Origin of the sequence: Pseudomonas sp. ADPe (genome assembly GCF_014843515.1) — a bacterium.
Taxonomy (GTDB): domain Bacteria; phylum Pseudomonadota; class Gammaproteobacteria; order Pseudomonadales; family Pseudomonadaceae; genus Pseudomonas; species Pseudomonas citronellolis.
The window spans coordinates 5,345,850-5,364,852 of sequence record NZ_CP062122.1 but is presented as its reverse complement, the minus strand read 5'-3'; the positions used below and the strand labels follow the sequence as shown (position 1 = coordinate 5,364,852).

Genomic DNA, 19,003 nt, shown 5'->3' with positions numbered 1-19,003 from the left:
CGCAGCCGGCAAAAACGCCTCGACCCCGTCACAGTCGAGAGCGACCACTGGTATTGGAGCGGCCACTGGCCATCCAGGTTCCGCCCGACCGTCGCTTCGCGGCACAGCTTGATGGCATCGAATTAACGGATTGTTATGGTCGAAAACCCATACTGGATTTCGATCTATCCCAGCGGGAACATAACGCCATTCCCCTGGAGGTGTTCCATGCTCCCCACCCTGTTCATATCCCACGGCTCCCCCATGCTGGCGCTGGAGCCCGGTGCCAGCGCGGCGCCTCTCCAGCGCCTGGCCGCCGAGCTGCCCCGGCCGAAGGCGATCCTGGTGGTATCGGCGCACTGGGAAACGCCGGACCTGCGCGTCACCGCCAATCCCCGGCCGGAGACCTGGCACGACTTCTACGGCTTCCCCCGCGCCCTCTACGAGGTCCAGTACCCCGCACCCGGCGCCCCGGAGCTGGCCCAACGCGTCGTCGAACTGCTGGCCAGCCAGAACATCCCGGCCAGCCTGGACGCCGAGCGGCCACTGGACCACGGCGCCTGGGTGCCGCTGAGCCTGATGTACCCGGCCGCGGACATCCCGGTGCTGCAGCTGTCGCTGCCCAGCCGCCTCGGTCCGCGCCTGCAGGACCATGTCGGCAAGGCCCTGCGCCAGTTGCGCGAGGAAGGCATCCTGCTCATCGGCTCGGGCAGCATCACCCACAACCTCGGCGAACTGGACTGGCACGCCGGCCCCGACGTGGTCGAACCCTGGGCCCGGGCCTTCCGCGACTGGATCGTCGAGAAGCTGGCGAGCAACGACGAAGCCGCGCTTTTCGACTATCGCCAGCAGGCACCGTCGGCAACGCGAAACCACCCCAGCGACGAACACCTGCTGCCGCTGTACTTCGCCCGCGGCGCCGGCGGCCCCGCCATGCACGTCGAGCACGCTGGCTTCACCCTGGGCGCCCTGGGCATGGACATCTACCGCTTCGGCTGAGGCTCGCTACGAAGGGAAGGATGAGGCAGTCCATGCGGCCATGGCGATGGGTATCGCTTCGCTCAACCCATCCTACGTAGCGGCCCCGTAGGGCGCATAACGCTGCGGCGTTATCCACCAATCGAGATCGACTTACGGGTGAGAATGCCGGGCCTCAAGGCACCCTGTAGGAGCGGGCCCTGCCCGCGATTTCGCGCGCAGGGCGCGCTCCTACAATTGAAATCGCGTGGGTGGGGCAGCGTAGGAGCGGATCTCATCCGCGAATCGCGCCGGATCGTCCGGCTATCGCGGACAAGGTCCGCTCCTACGTTGCAGACGAGCACGGCTCGCGCCTACATGGGATGGCATCGGTATGCGGCGGATACGAAAAAGGCGGAGCAGGTCACCCTACTCCGCCTTTTCTCACAGCCGATGGATCAGTACTTCTCGACCTCGGCCTTGTCGCTCAGTTGGCGACGGAAGGCGGCGAAGTCTTCCTGGCCGCTGCGCGAGGCGAGGAACTGGCGATACATGGCCTTCTCCTGGTCGCTCAGGGTGGCGCTCGGCTCGCTGACGCCGTTCAGGCGGATCAGCACGTAGTCGCCATTGCCCAGGGTCACGCCGGCGAAGGTCGGTTGCTCGGCCTTGGCCGGGCGCGCCATGCGGAACACTTCCTGGAGCAGCTGCGGATCGACGCCGTCCTGGCCACGGGAAGCGGCTTCCACCACTTTCCAGGTCTGGCCGCTCTGGGCCTGGGCCAGCGGCGTCTTGCCGTCGCGCAGGCCTGCCAGCAGGGCTTCGCCCTGTGCCTTGGCGGCATCGGCGGCATGCTGGCGCTGCAGCACTTCGCGGATGGAAGCGGTGACTTCCTCCAGGGTCTGCTGCTGCGGCTTGTGGTGCTCCTTGACGCGCAGCACCACCACGGTGTCCGGATCCAGCTCGATGGCGCCACTGTTGGCGCCATCCTCCAGCACCTCGGTGCTGAAGGCAGCCTGGACGACCTGGCGGTTGGCGGCGACGCCCTCGCCGCCCTCGCGGCCGAAGGGCTTGCTGGTCTCGACCTTCAGGCCCAGTTCCTGGGCCGGTTGGGCCAGGTCGGAGGCTTCGTAGGCAGAGCTTTCCAGCTGCTTGGTGGCGTCGACGAAGCGCTGCTCCACCAGTTGGCTCTTCAGGTCCTGTTCCAGCTTCGGCTTCAGGCTGGCGAAGCTCGGGACTTCCGGCGCCTGCACGCCCAGCAGCTTGATCAGGTGCCAGCCGTACTGGGTACGCACCGGCTCGGACACATCGCCCTTGGCCTTCAGGCCGTAGAGCGCATCCTCGAAGGCCGGGTCGTAGACGCCACGGCCGGCATAGCCCAGGTCACCGCCATTGTTGGCGGAGCCGACGTCGTTGGATTCCTCCTTGGCCAGCTTGGCGAAGTCCTCGCCCTTGGCCAGGCGCGCCTTGATCTCTTCGATCTTGGCCTTGGCCTGGGCATCGGTCTGCTTGGCGTTGACCTCGACGAGAATGTGCGCGGCGTCGCGCTGCTCGGAGAGACCGGCGATTTCCTTCTGGTACTGGGCCTGCAGGTCCTCGTCCTTGGCGACGACCTGGTTGAAGAAGGACGACTTCTTCAGCTCGATGTAGTCGATCACCACCTGGTCCGGGCTCATGAACTCGGCCTTGTGGGCATCGTAGTAGGCCTTGATGTCGGCGTCCTCGACCTTGGCCTTGGACGGATCGGCCTTGAAGGTCAGGGTGGCGAAGTCGCGGGTCTGCTTCTCCAGGCGGGCGAAGGCCTGCAGTTCGTTGTCGGTGACGAAGCCGGAACCGGCGATGCCGGCGCGCAGTTGGCCGATGAGCATTTCCTGCTCGAGCATCTGGCGGAACTGCATGCGGGTGTAGCCGTTCTGGCGCAGCGCCTGGTCGAACTTGTCGGCGTTGAACTTGCCGTCGACCAGGAATTCGGGAGTCTGCAGGATCAGTTGGTCGACCTGCTGCTGGGTGAAGGCGAACTTGTCGTTCTGTGCGGCCTGGAGCAGCAGCTTGCGCTCGATCAGGCCCTTGAGTGCGGCGTCCTTGAGCAGCTTGTCGTCCAGGGTCGAGGCGTCGAAGTCCTTGCCCAGGCGCTGCTGCAGCTGGCGGCGCTGCATTTCCTGAGCCTGCTGCAGCTCGGGGATGCTGATGTCATCGCCATTGACCTTGGCAGCGACATTCTCATGATGGGTAGCCCGGATGATGGCATCGAAACCGGTCAGCGCCATCAGCACGACGATGACACCGATGATGGTCTTGGCGATCCAGCCCTGGGAATTGTCCCTGATGTTTTGCAGCATGCGGCCCCCAAAAGCGGCCACGCACCTGCCGTCAGTGGCGGCGAGGCGTGGGTATTTAATATGCGGATATGAGAAAGGCGCATCCGAGGATGCGCCTTCTCGCAACTGGCGGAGCTAGCGGGCCAGGCCCGCGACCCCCGGCGATGCGGGATGGTAACCCATCCCGAGCGCCGCTCCGCGGCCGATCCGACGCTAGGCCGGACCGGACAGGTCAAGTCCAGAAAGACGCTTAGTTGACAGCATCCTTCAGGGCTTTACCGGCTTTGAAGCCCGGGATCTTAGCGGCAGCGATCTTGATCGGCTTGCCGGTTTGCGGGTTGCGACCGGTGCGGGCAGCACGCTCTTTGACAGCGAAGGTGCCGAAGCCAACCAGTACGACGGAGTCACCCGCCTTCAGGGCGCCAGTGACGGACTCGATTACCGCGTCCAGAGCGCGACCGGCAACAGCTTTCGGGATATCAGCAGATGCGGCAATTGCATCGATCAGTTCCGACTTGTTCACTCTAAGTCCCCTTATTTCTGTTGAGTATGTTTCTATGTGTTAGGTGTAAGCAAAAGCAGGTGCTGGTTTGCCAACTGACAAAGCAAGTGCCGCTTTATAACAAGGGCCCAAAAACAGTGTCAAGAAAGCCCCCCGGCTAATGCGTGCTGATTCGCTCCTTGGAATCAGACTCGCGTTTTTCATCCTTTGCAACCATCTCGGGAGCCGCATCGGGCAAGGGCTCCGGCGTGTATTGCAGCGCAATTTGCAGGACCTCGTCAATCCATTTAACCGGTTTAATAACGAGATCTGCCTTAATGTTATCCGGAATTTCCTTGAGATCACGGACATTTTCTTCCGGGATGATCACGGTTTTGATTCCCCCGCGGTGGGCCGCCAGAAGTTTTTCCTTGAGCCCGCCGATGGCCAGCACCTGGCCGCGCAGGGTGATCTCGCCGGTCATGGCGACGTCCGCGCGCACCGGGATCTGGGTGATCGCCGAGACCAGCGCGGTGCACATGCCGATGCCGGCGCTGGGGCCGTCCTTGGGCGTGGCGCCTTCCGGGACGTGGATATGGATATCGTGTTTTTCGTGGAAGTCCGCCGGAATTCCCAGACTTTTCGCACGGCTACGCACGACGGTCAGCGCAGCGGTGATGGACTCCGCCATCACGTCGCCCAGCGAACCGGTCTTGGTCAGCGCGCCCTTGCCGGGGACGATGGCCGACTCGATGGTCAGCAGTTCGCCGCCCACCTGGGTCCAGGCCAGCCCGGTGACCTGGCCGATCTGGTCCTGCTGCTCGGCAAGGCCGTAACGGAACTTGCGCACGCCCAGGTAGTTCTCCAGGGTCTCGGTGGTGACCTTGGCCTCGATGCGCTTGGCCCTGGCCCCCTCCTTCACCGCCTTGCGGCAGACCTTGGCGATCTGCCGCTCCAGGCTGCGCACGCCCGCCTCGCGGGTGTAGTAGCGGATGATGTCGCGGATGGCCGCTTCGTCGAAGGTCAGCTCGCCCTTCTTGAGACCATTGGCCGCAGTCTGCTTCGGTACAAGATATTTCGAGGCGATGTTGACCTTCTCGTCCTCGGTGTAGCCCGGCAGGCGGATGACTTCCATGCGGTCCAGCAGCGGCGCCGGGATGTTCATGGAGTTGGCGGTGCAGAGGAACATCACGTCCGAGAGGTCGTAGTCGACTTCTAGGTAGTGGTCGTTGAAGTTGTGGTTCTGCTCCGGGTCCAGCACCTCCAGCAGCGCCGAGGCCGGGTCGCCGCGCATGTCGCTGCCCATCTTGTCGATCTCGTCGAGCAGGAACAGCGGGTTGCGCACGCCCACCTTGGTCATCTTCTGGATCAGACGGCCGGGCATGGAACCGATGTAGGTGCGGCGGTGGCCGCGGATCTCGGCCTCGTCACGCACGCCGCCCAGGGCCATGCGCACGAACTTGCGGTTGGTGGCGCGGGCGATGGACTCGGCCAGCGAGGTCTTGCCCACGCCGGGCGGGCCGACCAGGCAGAGCACCGGGCCCTTGACCTTCTTCACACGCTTCTGCACGGCGAGGTATTCGAGGATGCGTTCCTTGACCTCTTCCAGGCCGTAGTGGTCGGTGTCGAGAATGTCCTCGGCCTTGTCCAGGTCGTGGCGCACCTTGCTCTCGGCCTTCCACGGCACGTTCACCAGCCAGTCGATGTACGAGCGCACCACGGTGGCCTCGGCGGACATCGGCGACATCTGCTTGAGCTTGTTCAGCTCGGCGTTGGCCTTGGCCAGCGCCTCCTTGGTCAGGCCGGCGGCGTCGATGCGCTTCTTCAGCTCCTCGACCTCGTTGTGGCCCTCGTCGATGTCGCCCAGTTCCTTCTGGATGGCCTTCATCTGCTCGTTCAGGTAGTACTCGCGCTGGCTGCGCTCCATCTGCTTCTTCACGCGGCCGCGGATGCGCTTCTCGACCTGCAGCAGGTCGATCTCGGCATCCAGCATGGCCAGCACGTGCTCGACGCGGGCGGCCAGCTCGGTGATTTCGAGGATTTCCTGCTTCTGCTCGATCTTCAGGGCCATGTGCGCGGCCATGGTGTCGACCAGGCGGCCCGGCTCGTCGATGCTGTTCAGCGACGACAGCACTTCGGCCGGGACCTTCTTGCCCAGTTGCACGTACTGTTCGAACTGGCTCAGCAGGCTGCGGATGAAGACCTCGGACTCGCGCTCGCCGACCGGCGCCTCGTCGATGATCGACACTTCGGCGCGGCAATGGGCGTCTTCGTCGATGAAACGCTCGACATGGCCGCGCTGCTCACCCTCCACCAGGACCTTCACGGTGCCGTCGGGCAGCTTCAGCAGCTGCAGCACGGTGGCCACGGTGCCCATGCGGTACAGGCCGTCTTCGCCCGGGTCGTCGTCGGCGGGGTTCTTCTGCGCCAGCAGGAGGATCTGCTTGTCGCTGGTCATCGCGGCCTCCAGGGCCTCGATGGATTTCTCGCGCCCCACGAACAGGGGGATGACCATGTGCGGATAGACCACTACGTCACGCAGGGGAAGCAGGGGCAACTCGACGAGTGTTTTCATGATATTCGGCTCTACAGCGGCACTTGGCCAAAAAAGATGGGGTTAGACCCTTGGACCTAAGATGGGGTTAGGCCAGGGAAAAAACAAGCGCGGTAGACGGGAAGGAAAAAGGGGGCCCGAAGGCCCCCTTTTCTTTATGCCTCAGGCGCAGCCTTGGCAGGCTGCTCGCTGTTCTCGTAGATCAGCAGTGGCTGGGACGAGCCGTCGATGACGCTCTCGTCGATGACCACCTTGCTGACCTCGGTCTGCGAGGGGATTTCGTACATGGTGTCGAGCAGGATGCCTTCGAGGATCGAACGCAGGCCACGGGCGCCGGTCTTGCGCTCCAGGGCCCTGCGGGCGACGGCCTTGAGGGCGTCCGGGCGGAACTCCAGGTCCACGCCTTCCATCTCGAACAGCCGGGCGTACTGCTTGGTGAGGGCGTTCTTCGGCTCGGTGAGGATCTGCATCAGCGCCGCCTCGTCGAGCTCGTCGAGGGTGGCGATGATCGGCAGGCGGCCGACGAATTCCGGGATCAGGCCGAACTTGACCAGGTCTTCGGGCTCCACTTCGCGCAGGGCCTCGCCGACCTTCTTGCCCATCTCCTGGCTGCGCACTTCGGCGCTGAAGCCGATGCCGCCCTTGGTGGAACGGTTCTGGATGACCTTTTCCAGGCCGGCGAACGCGCCACCGCAGATGAACAGGATGTTGCGGGTATCGACCTGCAGGAACTCCTGCTGCGGGTGCTTGCGGCCGCCCTGGGGCGGAACCGAGGCGACGGTGCCTTCGATCAGCTTCAGCAGGGCCTGCTGCACGCCTTCGCCGGACACGTCACGGGTGATGGACGGGTTGTCCGACTTGCGCGAGATCTTGTCGATCTCGTCGATGTAGACGATGCCCATCTGGGCCTTCTCTACGTCGTAGTCGCACTTCTGCAGCAGCTTCTGGATGATGTTCTCGACGTCCTCGCCCACGTAGCCGGCTTCGGTCAGGGTGGTGGCGTCGGCGATGGTGAAAGGCACGTTCAGCAGGCGCGCGAGGGTCTCGGCGAGCAGCGTCTTGCCCGAGCCGGTCGGCCCGATCAGCAGGATGTTGCTCTTGCCCAGCTCGACGTCGTCCTTGCGGTCGCGCTGATTCAGGCGCTTGTAGTGGTTGTAGACCGCTACCGCCAGGGTTTTCTTGGCACGTTCCTGGCCGATCACGTATTGATCGAGGATGGAACGGATCTCTTTCGGCGCCGGAAGCTTGTGCGCGCTACTCTCCGCCTGTGCTTCCTGCACCTCCTCGCGGATGATGTCGTTGCACAGGTCGACGCACTCGTCGCAGATAAAGACCGAGGGGCCGGCAATCAACTTGCGCACTTCGTGCTGGCTCTTGCCGCAGAAGGAGCAATACAGCAGCTTGCCGTTGTCCTCGCCGTTGCGGGTGTCAGTCATTAGATCGTTCCAGTCGGATAGGGCTTGAAACACAAGATGAAGGCAAATGCGGGCATTTTCAAGCCCGCGAAACGGCCGGTCGCCCGGCCGTGTTCGAGCGGAAAGACTCAGGCGGCCGAGGGGCGCTGAGTGTAAACCTGATCGATCAGACCATATTGCACCGCTTCCTCGCCGCTCATGAAGCGGTCGCGGTCGGTGTCGCGGGCGATGACGTCCAGCGGCTGGCCGGTGTGGTGCGCCAGCACCTGGTTCAGGCGCTCCTTGATGAAGAGGATTTCCTTGGCGTGGATCTCGATGTCCGAGGCCTGGCCCTGGAAGCCGCCCAGCGGCTGGTGGATCATCATCCGCGAGTGCGGCAGGCAGTAGCGCTTGCCGGCGGCGCCGCCCGCCAGGAGCAGCGCGCCCATGCTGCAGGCCTGGCCGACGCAGATGGTCGACACGTCCGGCTTGATGAACTGCATGGTGTCGTAGATGGACATGCCGGCAGTCACCGAACCGCCCGGCGAGTTGATGTACAGGTGGATGTCCTTGTCCGGGTTCTCGGCTTCGAGGAACAGCAGCTGGGCCACCACCAGGTTGGCCATGTAGTCCTCGACCTGGCCGACCAGGAAGATGATCCGCTCCTTCAGCAGGCGCGAATAGATGTCGTAGGAACGCTCACCGCGGGCGGACTGCTCCACCACCATCGGCACAAGGCCACCGGCGGCCTGGATGTTCGGAACTTGCGGCATGAAGGTATTCGGCATGTCCGACGATCACTCCCTAATGAAATAGATATGTCTCAAAGACATAAGCCAGCCCGAGGGCTGGCTTATGACGATCGAACGAAGGGTTGGATCAGGCCGCCACAGGAGCTTCAGCAGGCTTGACCGCGTCTTCGTAGGATACCTGCTTATCGGTCACTTTGGCCTTCTGCAGGACAGTATCTACAACTTGTTCTTCCAGTACAACCGAGCGCACTTCGTTCAGTTGCTGGTCGTTCTTGTAGTACCAGGCGACCACTTGCTCGGGCTCCTGGTAGGCCGAAGCCATCTCTTCGATCATCTCGCGAACGCGGGCTTCGTCGGCCTTCAGCTCGTGCTGCTTGACCAGCTCGGCGACGATCAGACCCAGGACCACGCGGCGCTTGGCCTGCTCTTCGAACAGCTCGGCCGGCAGTTGCTCGGGCTTGATGTTGCCGCCGAACTGCTGGACGGCCTGCACGCGCAGACGGTTCACTTCGTTGCCGATCAGGGCCTTGGGCACTTCGATCGGGTTGGCGGCCACCAGACCTTCCATCACCTGGTTCTTCACCTTGGACTTGATGGCCTGGCGCAGTTCGCGCTCCATGTTCTTGCGAACTTCGGCGCGGAAGCCTTCCAGGGTGCTTTCCTTGATGCCGAACAGGGCGAAGAACTCTTCGGTCAGTTCCGGCAGCTTGGGCTCGCTGACAGTGTTCACGGTGACGGTGAACTCGGCGGCCTTGCCGGCCAGGTCGAGGTTCTGGTAGTCCTCGGGGAAGCTCAGGTTGAGCACGCGCTCTTCACCGGCCTTGGCGCCGACCAGGCCTTCTTCGAAGCCCGGGATCATGCGGCCGGAGCCCAGCACCAGCAGGGTGCCCTTGGCCGAACCGCCGGCGAAGGCTTCGCCGTCGATCTTGCCGACGAAGTCGATGTTCACCTGGTCGTCGTTCTGCGCGGCGCGCTCGACGGCCTCGAAGCGGGTGTTCTGCTTGCGCAGGATTTCCAGCATGTTGTCGACGTCGGCGTCGGCCACGTCGGCCTGCAGGCGCTCGACCTCGATGCCGTCGAAGCCGGCAACCTGGAATTCCGGGAAGACTTCGAAGGTGGCCACGTATTCCAGGCCCTTCTCCTTCTCGAACACTTTCGGCTCGACGGACGGAGCGCCGGCCGGGTTCAGCTTCTGCTCGACCACGGCTTCGTAGAAGGTTTCCTGGATCAGGTCACCGAGGGCTTCCTGACGAGCGGCGGCTTCGTAGCGCTGGCGGATCACGCTCATCGGCACCTTGCCGGGACGGAAGCCGGGAACCTTGGCGCGACGAGCGGTCTGCTGCAGACGCTTGTTGACTTCGGTCTCGATGCGCTCAGCCGGCACGCCAACGGTCATGCGGCGCTCAAGAGCGGAGGTGCTTTCAACGGAAACTTGCATGGATATTCCTCGTGGCACAGACGTAAGCCGGTCCTTCCGGCTCCCAGAATCAAGGGCAAGCATTCTAGTCACAAGAAATGCAGAAGTCACCCAGGCTGAAAGCGGCGGAAATACTCGGGCTGCGAGAGCTTCTGGAAAAGAATGGTGCGGACGGAGAGACTCGAACTCTCACAGCTTGCGCCACCGGAACCTAAATCCGGCGTGTCTACCAATTTCACCACGTCCGCAGGGAACCGCAGAAACGAAAACGCCAGGCTCGGGGCCTGGCGCTTCGGAATATGGGGTGGACGATGGGAATCGAACCCACGACACCAGGAGCCACAATCCTGTGCTCTACCAACTGAGCTACGCCCACCATATTACATGCTTCACCGAACGCCAGTATGGCGCACCCGGCAGGACTCGAACCTGCGACCATCCGCTTAGAAGGCGGATGCTCTATCCAGCTGAGCTACGGGCGCTTTAGTGGCTGCAACCCTTGCTAAGCAGATCAGTGGAAACCACTGAACCGGTTTGCACTGCCTTGGCTTTCTTGCTTCAGGCTGTGCTCGGCAAGCGGGGCGCATGTTAGCGACGAGCCCTACCCTCGTCAACGGTTTTTTCAAAAAAATTTCAAAGAGATAAAGGAGTTACGGCAAATCGGGGACGGCCCGCCTTTGCCTTATGTGGACGGCGTGCGAAAATGCGCGTCCTTTTTTCCCCGTCTCTATGGTTGCTCCTCCGACATGACCGCACAACTGATCGACGGCAAAGCGATCGCCGCCAGCCTCCGCCAGCAGATAGCCCAACGCGTCGCCGAGCGCCGCCAGCAAGGGCTGCGCATTCCCGGCCTGGCGGTGATCCTGGTCGGCAGCGATCCGGCTTCCCAAGTCTACGTCGCGCACAAGCGCAAGGACTGCGAGGAAGTGGGCTTCCTGTCCCAGGCCTACGACCTGCCGGAAAGCACCACCCAGGAAGAACTGCTGGACCTGATCGACCGCCTCAACGCCGACCCGGCGATCGACGGCATCCTGGTCCAGCTGCCCCTGCCCGCCCAGCTCGACGCCTCGCAGTTGCTGGAACGCATCAACCCGGACAAGGACGTGGACGGCTTCCACCCGTTCAACGTCGGCCGCCTGGCCCAGCGCATCCCGCTGCTGCGCCCGTGCACCCCGAAAGGCATCATGACCCTGCTGCAAAGCACCGGCGCCGACCTGTACGGCATGGACGCGGTGGTGGTGGGCGCCTCCAACATCGTCGGCCGCCCCATGGCCCTGGAGCTGCTGCTGGCCGGCTGCACCGTGACCGTCACCCACCGCTTCACCCGCGACCTGGCCGACCACGTGCGCCGCGCCGACCTGGTGGTGGTGGCCGCCGGCAAGCCGGGCCTGGTCAAGGGCGAGTGGATCAAGGAAGGCGCCATCGTCATCGACGTGGGCATCAACCGCCAGGCCGACGGCCGGCTGGTGGGCGATGTGGAATATGAAGTGGCGGCCGAGCGCGCCAGCTGGATCACCCCGGTGCCGGGCGGTGTCGGCCCGATGACCCGCGCCTGCCTGCTGGAGAACACCCTGTACGCTGCGGAAGAGCTGCACGCGTAACAGCCTTGCTCCAGCAAAAAAAGGCCGCATCTGCGGCCTTTTTTTCATGGCGCGCCCAGGCCCTGCCTGCGATTCGCGCGCAGGGCGCGCTCCTACAGGGGGCGGCGTGCCGGGGCGGCGTAGGAGCGGATCTCATCCGCGAATCGCGCCGGAACGCCCGGCTATCGCGGACAAGGTCCGCTACGTTGCAGCCCCGTAGGATGGGTTGAGCGAAGCGATACCCATCACCACGACCGCATGGGTTTCGCCAAGGCTCAACCCATCCTACGAAAAGCGCTTCGGTGCAACCGGCAAGACAATTGCTCCTACGGTTCCAGGAAGCACGGCTTTTCGTAGGATGGCGTTGAGCGAAGCGATACCCATCACCACGGCAGCATGGGTTTCGCCAAGGCTCAACCCATCCTACGAAAAGCGCTTCGGTGCAGTCGGCAAGACAATTGCTCCTACGGTTCCAGGAAGCACGGCTTTTTGTAGGATGGCGTTGAGCGAAGCGATACCCATCACCACGGCAGCATGGGTTTCGCCAAGGCTCAACCCATCCTACGAAAAGCACTTCGGTGCAGTCGGCAAGACAATTGCTCCTACGGTTCCAGGAAGCACGGCTTTTCGTAGGATGGCGTTGAGCGAAGCGATACCCATCACCACGGCAGCATGGGTTTCGCCAAGGCTCAACCCATCCTACGAAAAGCACTTCGGTGCAGTCGGCAAGACAATTGCTCCTACGGCTCCAGGAAGCATGGCTTTTCGTAGGATGGCGTTGAGCGAAGCGATACCCATCACCACGGCAGCATGGGTATCGCAAGCTCAACCCATCCTACGAAGAGTACCTCGGCGCAATCGGCAGAAAAAAGGCCGCATCAGCGGCCTTCTTTCCTTTCAGCGCTCGATCACTCGGCCAAACGCCAGGTGGTACCGCCCTTGCCGTCTTCCAGAACCACGCCCATGGCCGTCAGCTCGTCACGGATGCGGTCGGACTCGGCCCAGTTCTTCGCCGCGCGGGCTTCCAGGCGGGCCTGGATCAGCGCTTCCACCTGGGCGGCGTCGACCTTGCCGGCGGCGCCGGCCTGGAGGAAGGCATCCGGCTCCAGTTGCAGTACGCCGAGCAGGCCGGCCAGCTCCCGAAGCTTCGCCGCCAAGGCCGCTGCTGCCTGCAGGTCGGCTTCACGCAGGCGGTTCACTTCGCGGGCCATCTCGAACAGCACGGCGACGGCCTCGGGGGTATTGAAGTCATCATCCATGGCCGCGGCGAAACGCTCGGCGAAGGCTTCGCCACCGGCCGCCTCGACCTCGGGCAGGCCGCGCAGCGCGGTGTAGAAGCGTTCCAGCGCGCCCTTGGCTTCCTTGAGGTTGTCCTCGGAGTAGTTGATCGGGCTGCGGTAGTGGCTGGACACCAGCAGGAAGCGCACCACCTCGGGGTGGTACTTCTCCAGCACCTCGCGGATGGTGAAGAAGTTGCCCAGGGACTTGGACATCTTCTCGCCGTCCACGCGCACCGCGCCGGCGTGCATCCAGGTGGCCGCGTAGGGCTTGCCGGTGGCCGCCTCGCTCTGGGCGATCTCGTTCTCGTGGTGCGGGAATACCAGGTCCGGGCCGCCGCCGTGGATGTCGAAGGTCTCGCCCAGGCAGCAGGTGGACATCACCGAGCACTCGATATGCCAGCCCGGGCGCCCGGCGCCCCAGGGCGACTCCCAGCTCGGCTCGCCCGGCTTGGCCGCCTTCCACAGCACGAAGTCCAGCGGGTCTTCCTTGGATTCGTCGACCTCGATGCGCGCGCCGATGCGCAGGTCTTCGATCTTCTTGCGCGACAGCTTGCCGTAGCCGACGAACTTGCCGACGCGGTAGTAGACGTCGCCATTGCCCGGAGCGTAGGCGAAACCCTTGTCGATCAGCGTCTGGATCATCGCGTGCATGCCGGCGATGTGGCCGGTGGCGCGCGGCTCGACGTCCGGGCGCAGCACCGACAGGCGCGCCTCGTCCTCGTGCATCGCGGCGATCATGCGTTCGGTCAGGGCGTCGAAGGGCTCGCCGTTCTCCTGGGCGCGACGGATGATCTTGTCGTCGATGTCGGTGATGTTGCGCACGTAGGTCAGCTCATAGCCGCGCTGGCGCAGCCAGCGGGCGATGACGTCGAAGGCGACCATGACGCGGGCGTGGCCGATGTGGCAGAAGTCGTACACGGTCATGCCGCACACGTACATGCGCACCTGGTTGCCGACCAGCGGCTGGAACGGCTCCTTGGCCTTGCTCAGGGTGTTGTAGACGGAAAGCGCCATTTACTGCCCCCAGGAATCGCGCAGGGTCACGGTGCGGTTGAAGACCAGGGCGCCGGCCTTGGAATCCTTGCTGTCGGCGCAGAAGTAGCCTTCGCGCTCGAACTGGAAGCGCTCCTCGGCGCCGGCGCTGGCCAGCGACGGCTCGGCGCGGCAACCCTTGAGCACCACCAGGGACTCGGGGTTGATGTTGTCGAGGAAGCTGCCGCCCTCTTCGGACTTTTCCGGGTTGGCCGAGCGGAACAGGCGGTCGTACAGGCGCACTTCGCACTCGACGCTCTCGGCGGCCGGCACCCAGTGGATCACGCCCTTGACCTTGCGGCCTTCCGGGTTCTTGCCCAGGGTGTTCTCGTCGTAGCTGCAGCGCAGTTCGACGATGTTGCCGGCGGCGTCCTTGATGGCTTCGTCGGCGCGGATCACGTAGCTGCCGCGCAGGCGCACTTCGCCACCGGGGACCAGGCGCTTGTAGCCGGCCGGCGGGACTTCCTCGAAGTCGCCGGCGTCGATGTAGATCTCGCGGCTGAACGGCAGCACGCGCACGCCCATATCCTGCTTCGGGTGACGCGGCAGCTCGAGGTTCTCGACCTGGCCTTCGGGGTAGTTGGTGATGACCACCTTCAGCGGCTTGAGCACGCACATGGCGCGCGCGGCGTTGGCGTCCAGGTCGTCGCGGATGGCGAATTCCAGCATGCCGATGTCGACCACGCCACCGGCGCGGTTCACGCCGATCATGTCGCAGAAGTTGCGAATCGAGGCCGGGGTGTAGCCGCGGCGGCGGTAACCGGAGAGGGTCGACATGCGCGGGTCGTCCCAGCCGTCCACGTGGCCTTCGTCGACCAGTTGCTTGAGCTTGCGCTTGCTGGTGATGGTGTAGTTCAGGTTCAGCCGGGCGAACTCGTACTGGCGCGGCTGCGCCGGCACCGGCAGGTTGGCCAGGAACCACTCGTACAGCGGGCGATGGTCCTCGAACTCCAGGGTGCAGATGGAGTGGGTGATGCCCTCGATGGCGTCCGACTGGCCGTGGGTGAAGTCGTAGCTGGGGTAGATGCACCACTTGTCGCCGGTCTGGTGGTGATGGGCGTGGCGGATGCGGTAGAGGATCGGGTCGCGCAGGTTGATGTTCGGCGAGGCCATGTCGATCTTCGCCCGCAGCGACTTGGCGCCGTCGGGGAACTCGCCGGCCTTCATGCGCGCGAACAGGTCGAGGTTCTCCTCCACCGAGCGCTCGCGGAACGGGCTGTTCCTGCCCGGCTCGGTCAGGCTGCCGCGGTACTGGCGCATTTCCTCGGCGTTGAGATCGCAGACGAACGCCTTGCCGGCCTTGATCAGGTCCACCGCCCAGGCGTGCAGCTGGTCGAAATAGTCGGAGGCGAAGCGCACCGGGCCGGCCCACTGGAAGCCCAGCCACTTCACGTCGGCCTCGATGGCGTCGATGTATTCCTGGTCTTCCTTCGCCGGGTTGGTGTCGTCGAAGCGCAGGTGGCAGTCGCCGCCGAAGTCACGGGCCAGGCCGAAGTTCAGGCAGATCGACTTGGCGTGGCCGATGTGCAGGTAGCCGTTGGGCTCCGGCGGGAAGCGGGTGACGATCTTCTGGTGCTTGCCGCTGTCCAGGTCTGCCTGGACGATGGGGCGCAGGAAGTTGGCGGCGACAGTGGCTTCTTTCGAATCGGCGGTGGGCTTGCTCATGGTGTCCTTGATCGTTACTGACGTTCGGCCAGGGTAGGCCGGCCAAACCAAAGCGCTTATCATAGCCGAAGCTGTCAACCCCCTGACAGGCCTTCGATTTTCCCGACAGAGTGGAATCCCCTCATGATCAAGCTGCACACCAACCATGGCGTCATCACCCTGGAACTCTTCGAAGACAAGGCCCCGGAGACCGTGGCCAACTTCAAGGAGTACGTGAAGAGCGGTCATTACGACAACACCATCTTCCACCGCGTGATCAACAACTTCATGATCCAGGGCGGCGGTTTCGAACCGGGCATGAAGCAGAAGAGCACCCGCGCCCCGATCAAGAACGAGGCCAACAACGGCGTCGGCAACAAGGTCGGCACCGTGGCCATGGCCCGCACCATGGAGCCGCATTCGGCCAGCGCGCAGTTCTTCATCAACGTCGCCGACAACGACTTCCTCAACCACAGCGCGCCGACCGTGCAGGGCTGGGGCTACTGCGTGTTCGGCCAGGTAGTGGACGGCATGGACGTGGTCAACAAGATCAAGGGCGTGGCCACCACCATGCGCGCCGGCCACCAGGACGTGCCCAGCGAAGACGTGATCATCGAGAAGGCCGAGATCGTCGAGTGAGTCGATGAACGTCCTGTTCATCTCGGACCTGCATCTCGAAGCGGAACGCCCGGACATCACCCGGGCGTTCTTGCATTTCCTGCGCAGCCGCGCCCGCCAGGCCGAAGCGCTCTACATCCTCGGCGACTTCTTCGAGGCCTGGATCGGCGACGACGGCATGGACGAGTTCCAGCATTCCATCGCCCGCGCCCTGCGCGAACTGGCCGACAGCGGCACGCGCATCTACCTGATGCACGGCAACCGCGACTTCCTGATCGGCAAGGCGTTCTGCCGCGAGGCCGGCTGCACCCTGCTGCGCGACCCCAGCGTGATCCGCCTGAACGGCGAGAAGGTGCTGCTGATGCACGGCGACAGCCTGTGCACCCTGGACGTCGGCTACATGAAGCTGCGCCGTTGGCTGCGCAACCCGGTCTCGCTGTTTATCCTGCGCAATCTGCCGCTTTCCAGGCGCCACCAGTTGGCGCGCAAGCTGCGCAAGGAAAGCCGCGCGCAGACGCGCATGAAGGCCAGCGAGATCATCGACGTGACGCCGGACGAGGTGCTCAAGGTCATGCGCCAGCATGGCGTGCGCACCCTGATCCACGGCCACACCCACCGCCCGGCGGTGCACGAGTTGCAGCTCGACGGCCAGCCGGCCCGGCGCATCGTCCTCGGCGACTGGGACCGTCAAGGCTGGGCCCTGCAGGCCGACGCCAACGGCCTGCACCAGGCGCCCTTCAGTCTCGAAGCGGGGCCGTCCGGCCACTGACGCGGATCAACCTCATGGCCCCGGGCCAGCAGCTATGCTCAATCCATCCATAGCCGCATCGTCCGGGATCGCCATGAAAAAACACCTGCTGCTCGCCGCTTGCCTGCTCGCCCTCGCCGGTTGTTCCAGCGAGTACATCATCAGTACCGCCGATGGGCAGATGATCACTACCGACAACAAGCCGAAGCTGGACAAGGCCAGCGGGATGATTCGCTTCGAGGATTCCGAGGGCAAGGAGCAGATGATTCCGCAGTCGCAGATTCGGCAGATCATCGAGCGCTGAAGGCGCCCCCATTGCATGGGGCGTTATCCACCAATCGCGGACGGAGTCCGCTCCTACGCCCGTGCTTTGCAACTGTCTTGCCGGCTGCACCGAGGCGCTCTTCGCAGGATGGGTTGAGCCTTGGCGAAACCCATGCGGTCGTGATGATGGGTATCGCTTCGCTCAACGCCATCCTACGAAAAACCGTGCTTTCCCGGAGGTGTAGGAGCGGACTCCGTCCGCGATTGGGCCCGCCGGCCACGCTGGGTTATCCGGTAGCACCGAGCCCCTTCACCCCAACCTGAAAGCCAAAAGCCTCAAGCCACCTGCGGCACACCACTATGAAAGCGGAACTCCCCATCCGGCGAGCTGATGAGACCCGCCTCGACCCCACGAATATGCTCCACCCGCCGCTGTATATCGGCCTCATCGCCATAACGCCGCGCCAGCGCCAGATATCCCTGGAAGTGCCGCGCCTCGGACTTGAGCAGCGAACCATAGAACTTCGCCAGGTCCGCATCCAGGTGGTCGACCAGGGCGGCGAAGCGCTCGCAGCTGCGGCATTCGATGAAGGCGCCGACGATCAGGGTGTCGACCAGCTTGTGCGGCTCGTGGTTGCGCACCGCCGCGCGCAGGCCCGAGGCGTAGCGGCCGGCGGAGATCGGCCGCAGGGGAATGCCGCGCTTCTTGAGGATCGCCAGCACCTGCTCGTGGTGGCGCAGTTCCTCGCGCGCCAGGCGCGACATGAAATTCACCAGTTCCTCGTGGGCGCTGTACTTGGCGATCAGCGCCAGGGCGGTGCTGGCGGCCTTGAACTCGTTGTTCTTGTGGTCGATCAGCAGCACTTCCTGGTCCCGCAAGGCGGCCTCGACCCAGGCATCGGGCGTGGCGCAACCGAGGAATTCGTGGATTTCGGACAACATGACGGGCTCCAGTCACTCATCGCCGCCGCGCAAAAGGGTTCGCCGGCGGCCAAAGGCGGAGCATTATACGAATGCAGCGGCGCACGGCCAGCGCCACACTTGATGCACCTCAAGAACCGCTCGGCCGGATCGCGTCTACAGTTGCTGCAAAGCAACGGCAAGTGCCAAGGGAGACGACCATGCAAGCCATCCGCAGCATTCTCGTAGTAGTGGCCCCCGACCAGCCCGACGGCCTGGCGCTCAAACGCGCCAAGCTGATCGCCAGCGTCACTCAATCCCACCTGCACCTGCTGGCCTGCAGCAAGCAAGGCGATGCCGGCGCCCGGCTGGAGGAACTGACCGCCAGCCTGCGCGAGGAAGGCTACAGCAGCAGTTGCCGGCAGGCCTGGCACGACAGCCTGCACGCCACCATCATCGCCGAGCAGCAGGCCGAAGGCTGCGGCCTGGTGGTCAAGCAGCACCACCCCGACAGCCCGCTGAAGAAGGCGCTGCTCACCCCCGACGACTGGAAGCTGCTGCGCTACTGCCCCGCCCCCGTGCTGCTGGTGAAGAGCGCCACGCCCTGGGCCGGGCGCAACATCCTCGCCGCGGTCGACGTCGGCAACAACGACGCCGAGCACCACGCGCTGCACGCCAATATCGTCAGCCACGCCTACGACATCGCCGGGCTGACCCACGGCCAGTTGCACGTGATCAGCGCCCACCCCTCGCCGATGCTGTCTGCCGCCGACCCGACCTTCCAGCTCAGCGAGACCATCGAAGCTCGCTACCGCGAGGCCTGCAAGGCATTCCAGGCCGAGTACGGGGTGGACGACCAGCACCTGCACATCGAGGAAGGCCCGGCCGACGTGCTCATCCCGCGTACCGCGCACCAGTTGGACGCGGCGGTGACGGTGATCGGCACCGTGGCGCGCACCGGCTTCTCCGGCGCGCTGATCGGCAACACCGCCGAGGTGGTGCTCGATGCCCTGGAAAGCGACGTGCTGGTGCTCAAGCCGGACGAAGTCATCGCCCACCTCGACGAACTGGCGACCAAGGCCTGACAG

15 protein-coding genes and 3 tRNA genes are annotated in these 19,003 nt (G+C 64.1%); 6 read left to right on the top strand and 12 right to left on the bottom strand.

What is annotated here, in order from left to right; all coding sequences use genetic code 11:
• Positions 1-207 precede the first annotated feature (207 nt).
• On the top strand, positions 208-978 hold the full coding sequence (locus tag IG194_RS24465) for a DODA-type extradiol aromatic ring-opening family dioxygenase (RefSeq protein WP_058488992.1): 771 nt from the start codon (positions 208-210) through the stop codon (positions 976-978).
• 416 nt (positions 979-1,394) lie between these two features.
• Here IG194_RS24465 and IG194_RS24460 read toward each other — a convergent pair whose 3' ends face one another.
• From IG194_RS24460 to IG194_RS24420, 9 genes are all read right to left on the bottom strand, one after another.
• Positions 1,395-3,272: a SurA N-terminal domain-containing protein gene (locus tag IG194_RS24460; protein ID WP_009623432.1), complete on the bottom strand. Its 1,878-nt coding sequence runs from the start codon at positions 3,270-3,272 to the stop codon at positions 1,395-1,397.
• Positions 3,273-3,501: 229 nt separating this feature from the next.
• Positions 3,502-3,774 (bottom strand): nucleoid-associated protein HU-beta, encoded by a 273-nt coding sequence (gene hupB / locus IG194_RS24455; RefSeq protein WP_003087931.1) that lies wholly within the window; start codon positions 3,772-3,774, stop codon positions 3,502-3,504.
• 136 nt (positions 3,775-3,910) lie between these two features.
• Positions 3,911-6,307 (bottom strand): endopeptidase La, encoded by a 2,397-nt coding sequence (gene lon, locus IG194_RS24450; RefSeq protein WP_009623456.1) that lies wholly within the window; start codon positions 6,305-6,307, stop codon positions 3,911-3,913.
• Positions 6,308-6,441: 134 nt separating this feature from the next.
• Positions 6,442-7,722 (bottom strand): ATP-dependent Clp protease ATP-binding subunit ClpX, encoded by a 1,281-nt coding sequence (gene clpX / locus IG194_RS24445; RefSeq protein ID WP_009623458.1) that lies wholly within the window; start codon positions 7,720-7,722, stop codon positions 6,442-6,444.
• 107 nt (positions 7,723-7,829) lie between these two features.
• Positions 7,830-8,468, bottom strand: a complete 639-nt coding sequence (gene clpP / locus IG194_RS24440; RefSeq protein ID WP_009623460.1) for an ATP-dependent Clp endopeptidase proteolytic subunit ClpP — start codon at positions 8,466-8,468, stop codon at positions 7,830-7,832.
• Positions 8,469-8,559: 91 nt separating this feature from the next.
• Positions 8,560-9,870: a trigger factor gene (gene tig / locus IG194_RS24435; protein WP_009623462.1), complete on the bottom strand. Its 1,311-nt coding sequence runs from the start codon at positions 9,868-9,870 to the stop codon at positions 8,560-8,562.
• A gap of 142 nt (positions 9,871-10,012) precedes the next feature.
• Positions 10,013-10,097, bottom strand: a tRNA-Leu gene (locus tag IG194_RS24430).
• A 52-nt stretch (positions 10,098-10,149) separates the two neighbouring features.
• Positions 10,150-10,225 (bottom strand) — tRNA-His (locus IG194_RS24425).
• Positions 10,226-10,254: 29 nt separating this feature from the next.
• Positions 10,255-10,331, bottom strand: a tRNA-Arg gene (locus tag IG194_RS24420).
• A gap of 264 nt (positions 10,332-10,595) precedes the next feature.
• On the opposite strand from IG194_RS24420, the gene folD reads away from it, so the two are divergent.
• The gene (gene folD, locus IG194_RS24415; protein WP_058488991.1) at positions 10,596-11,450 is read left to right on the top strand and encodes a bifunctional methylenetetrahydrofolate dehydrogenase/methenyltetrahydrofolate cyclohydrolase FolD; all 855 of its coding nucleotides are present in this window, start codon (positions 10,596-10,598) and stop codon (positions 11,448-11,450) included.
• A gap of 887 nt (positions 11,451-12,337) precedes the next feature.
• Here folD and cysS read toward each other — a convergent pair.
• Both cysS and IG194_RS24405 read right to left on the bottom strand, forming a co-directional pair.
• On the bottom strand, positions 12,338-13,723 hold the full coding sequence (gene cysS / locus IG194_RS24410; RefSeq protein ID WP_058488990.1) for a cysteine--tRNA ligase: 1,386 nt from the start codon (positions 13,721-13,723) through the stop codon (positions 12,338-12,340).
• Positions 13,724-15,406 carry a glutamine--tRNA ligase/YqeY domain fusion protein gene (locus IG194_RS24405; protein ID WP_058488989.1) on the bottom strand — a complete coding sequence of 561 codons (1,683 nt, stop codon included), beginning with the start codon at positions 15,404-15,406 and terminating at the stop codon, positions 13,724-13,726.
• Positions 15,407-15,529: 123 nt separating this feature from the next.
• Between IG194_RS24405 and IG194_RS24400 the strand changes: the two genes are divergently transcribed.
• The 3 genes from IG194_RS24400 to IG194_RS24390 all read left to right on the top strand — a co-directional run bounded on the left by IG194_RS24400 (position 15,530) and on the right by IG194_RS24390 (position 17,055).
• Positions 15,530-16,024, top strand: a complete 495-nt coding sequence (locus IG194_RS24400; protein ID WP_009623469.1) for a peptidylprolyl isomerase — start codon at positions 15,530-15,532, stop codon at positions 16,022-16,024.
• Between the two features lie 4 nt (positions 16,025-16,028).
• Entirely contained in the window at positions 16,029-16,772 is a 744-nt protein-coding gene (gene lpxH / locus IG194_RS24395) for a UDP-2,3-diacylglucosamine diphosphatase (protein WP_058488988.1), read from the top strand.
• Positions 16,773-16,845: 73 nt separating this feature from the next.
• Positions 16,846-17,055, top strand: a complete 210-nt coding sequence (locus IG194_RS24390; RefSeq protein ID WP_043267162.1) for a YgdI/YgdR family lipoprotein — start codon at positions 16,846-16,848, stop codon at positions 17,053-17,055.
• Between the two features lie 296 nt (positions 17,056-17,351).
• On the opposite strand, the gene IG194_RS24385 is transcribed toward IG194_RS24390, so the two are convergent.
• Positions 17,352-17,957 (bottom strand): tRNA-(ms[2]io[6]A)-hydroxylase, encoded by a 606-nt coding sequence (locus IG194_RS24385; protein WP_058488987.1) that lies wholly within the window; start codon positions 17,955-17,957, stop codon positions 17,352-17,354.
• Between the two features lie 179 nt (positions 17,958-18,136).
• On the opposite strand from IG194_RS24385, the gene IG194_RS24380 reads away from it, so the two are divergent.
• The gene (locus IG194_RS24380; RefSeq protein ID WP_058488986.1) at positions 18,137-19,000 is read left to right on the top strand and encodes a universal stress protein; all 864 of its coding nucleotides are present in this window, start codon (positions 18,137-18,139) and stop codon (positions 18,998-19,000) included.
• The last annotated feature ends 3 nt before the right edge of the window (positions 19,001-19,003 follow it).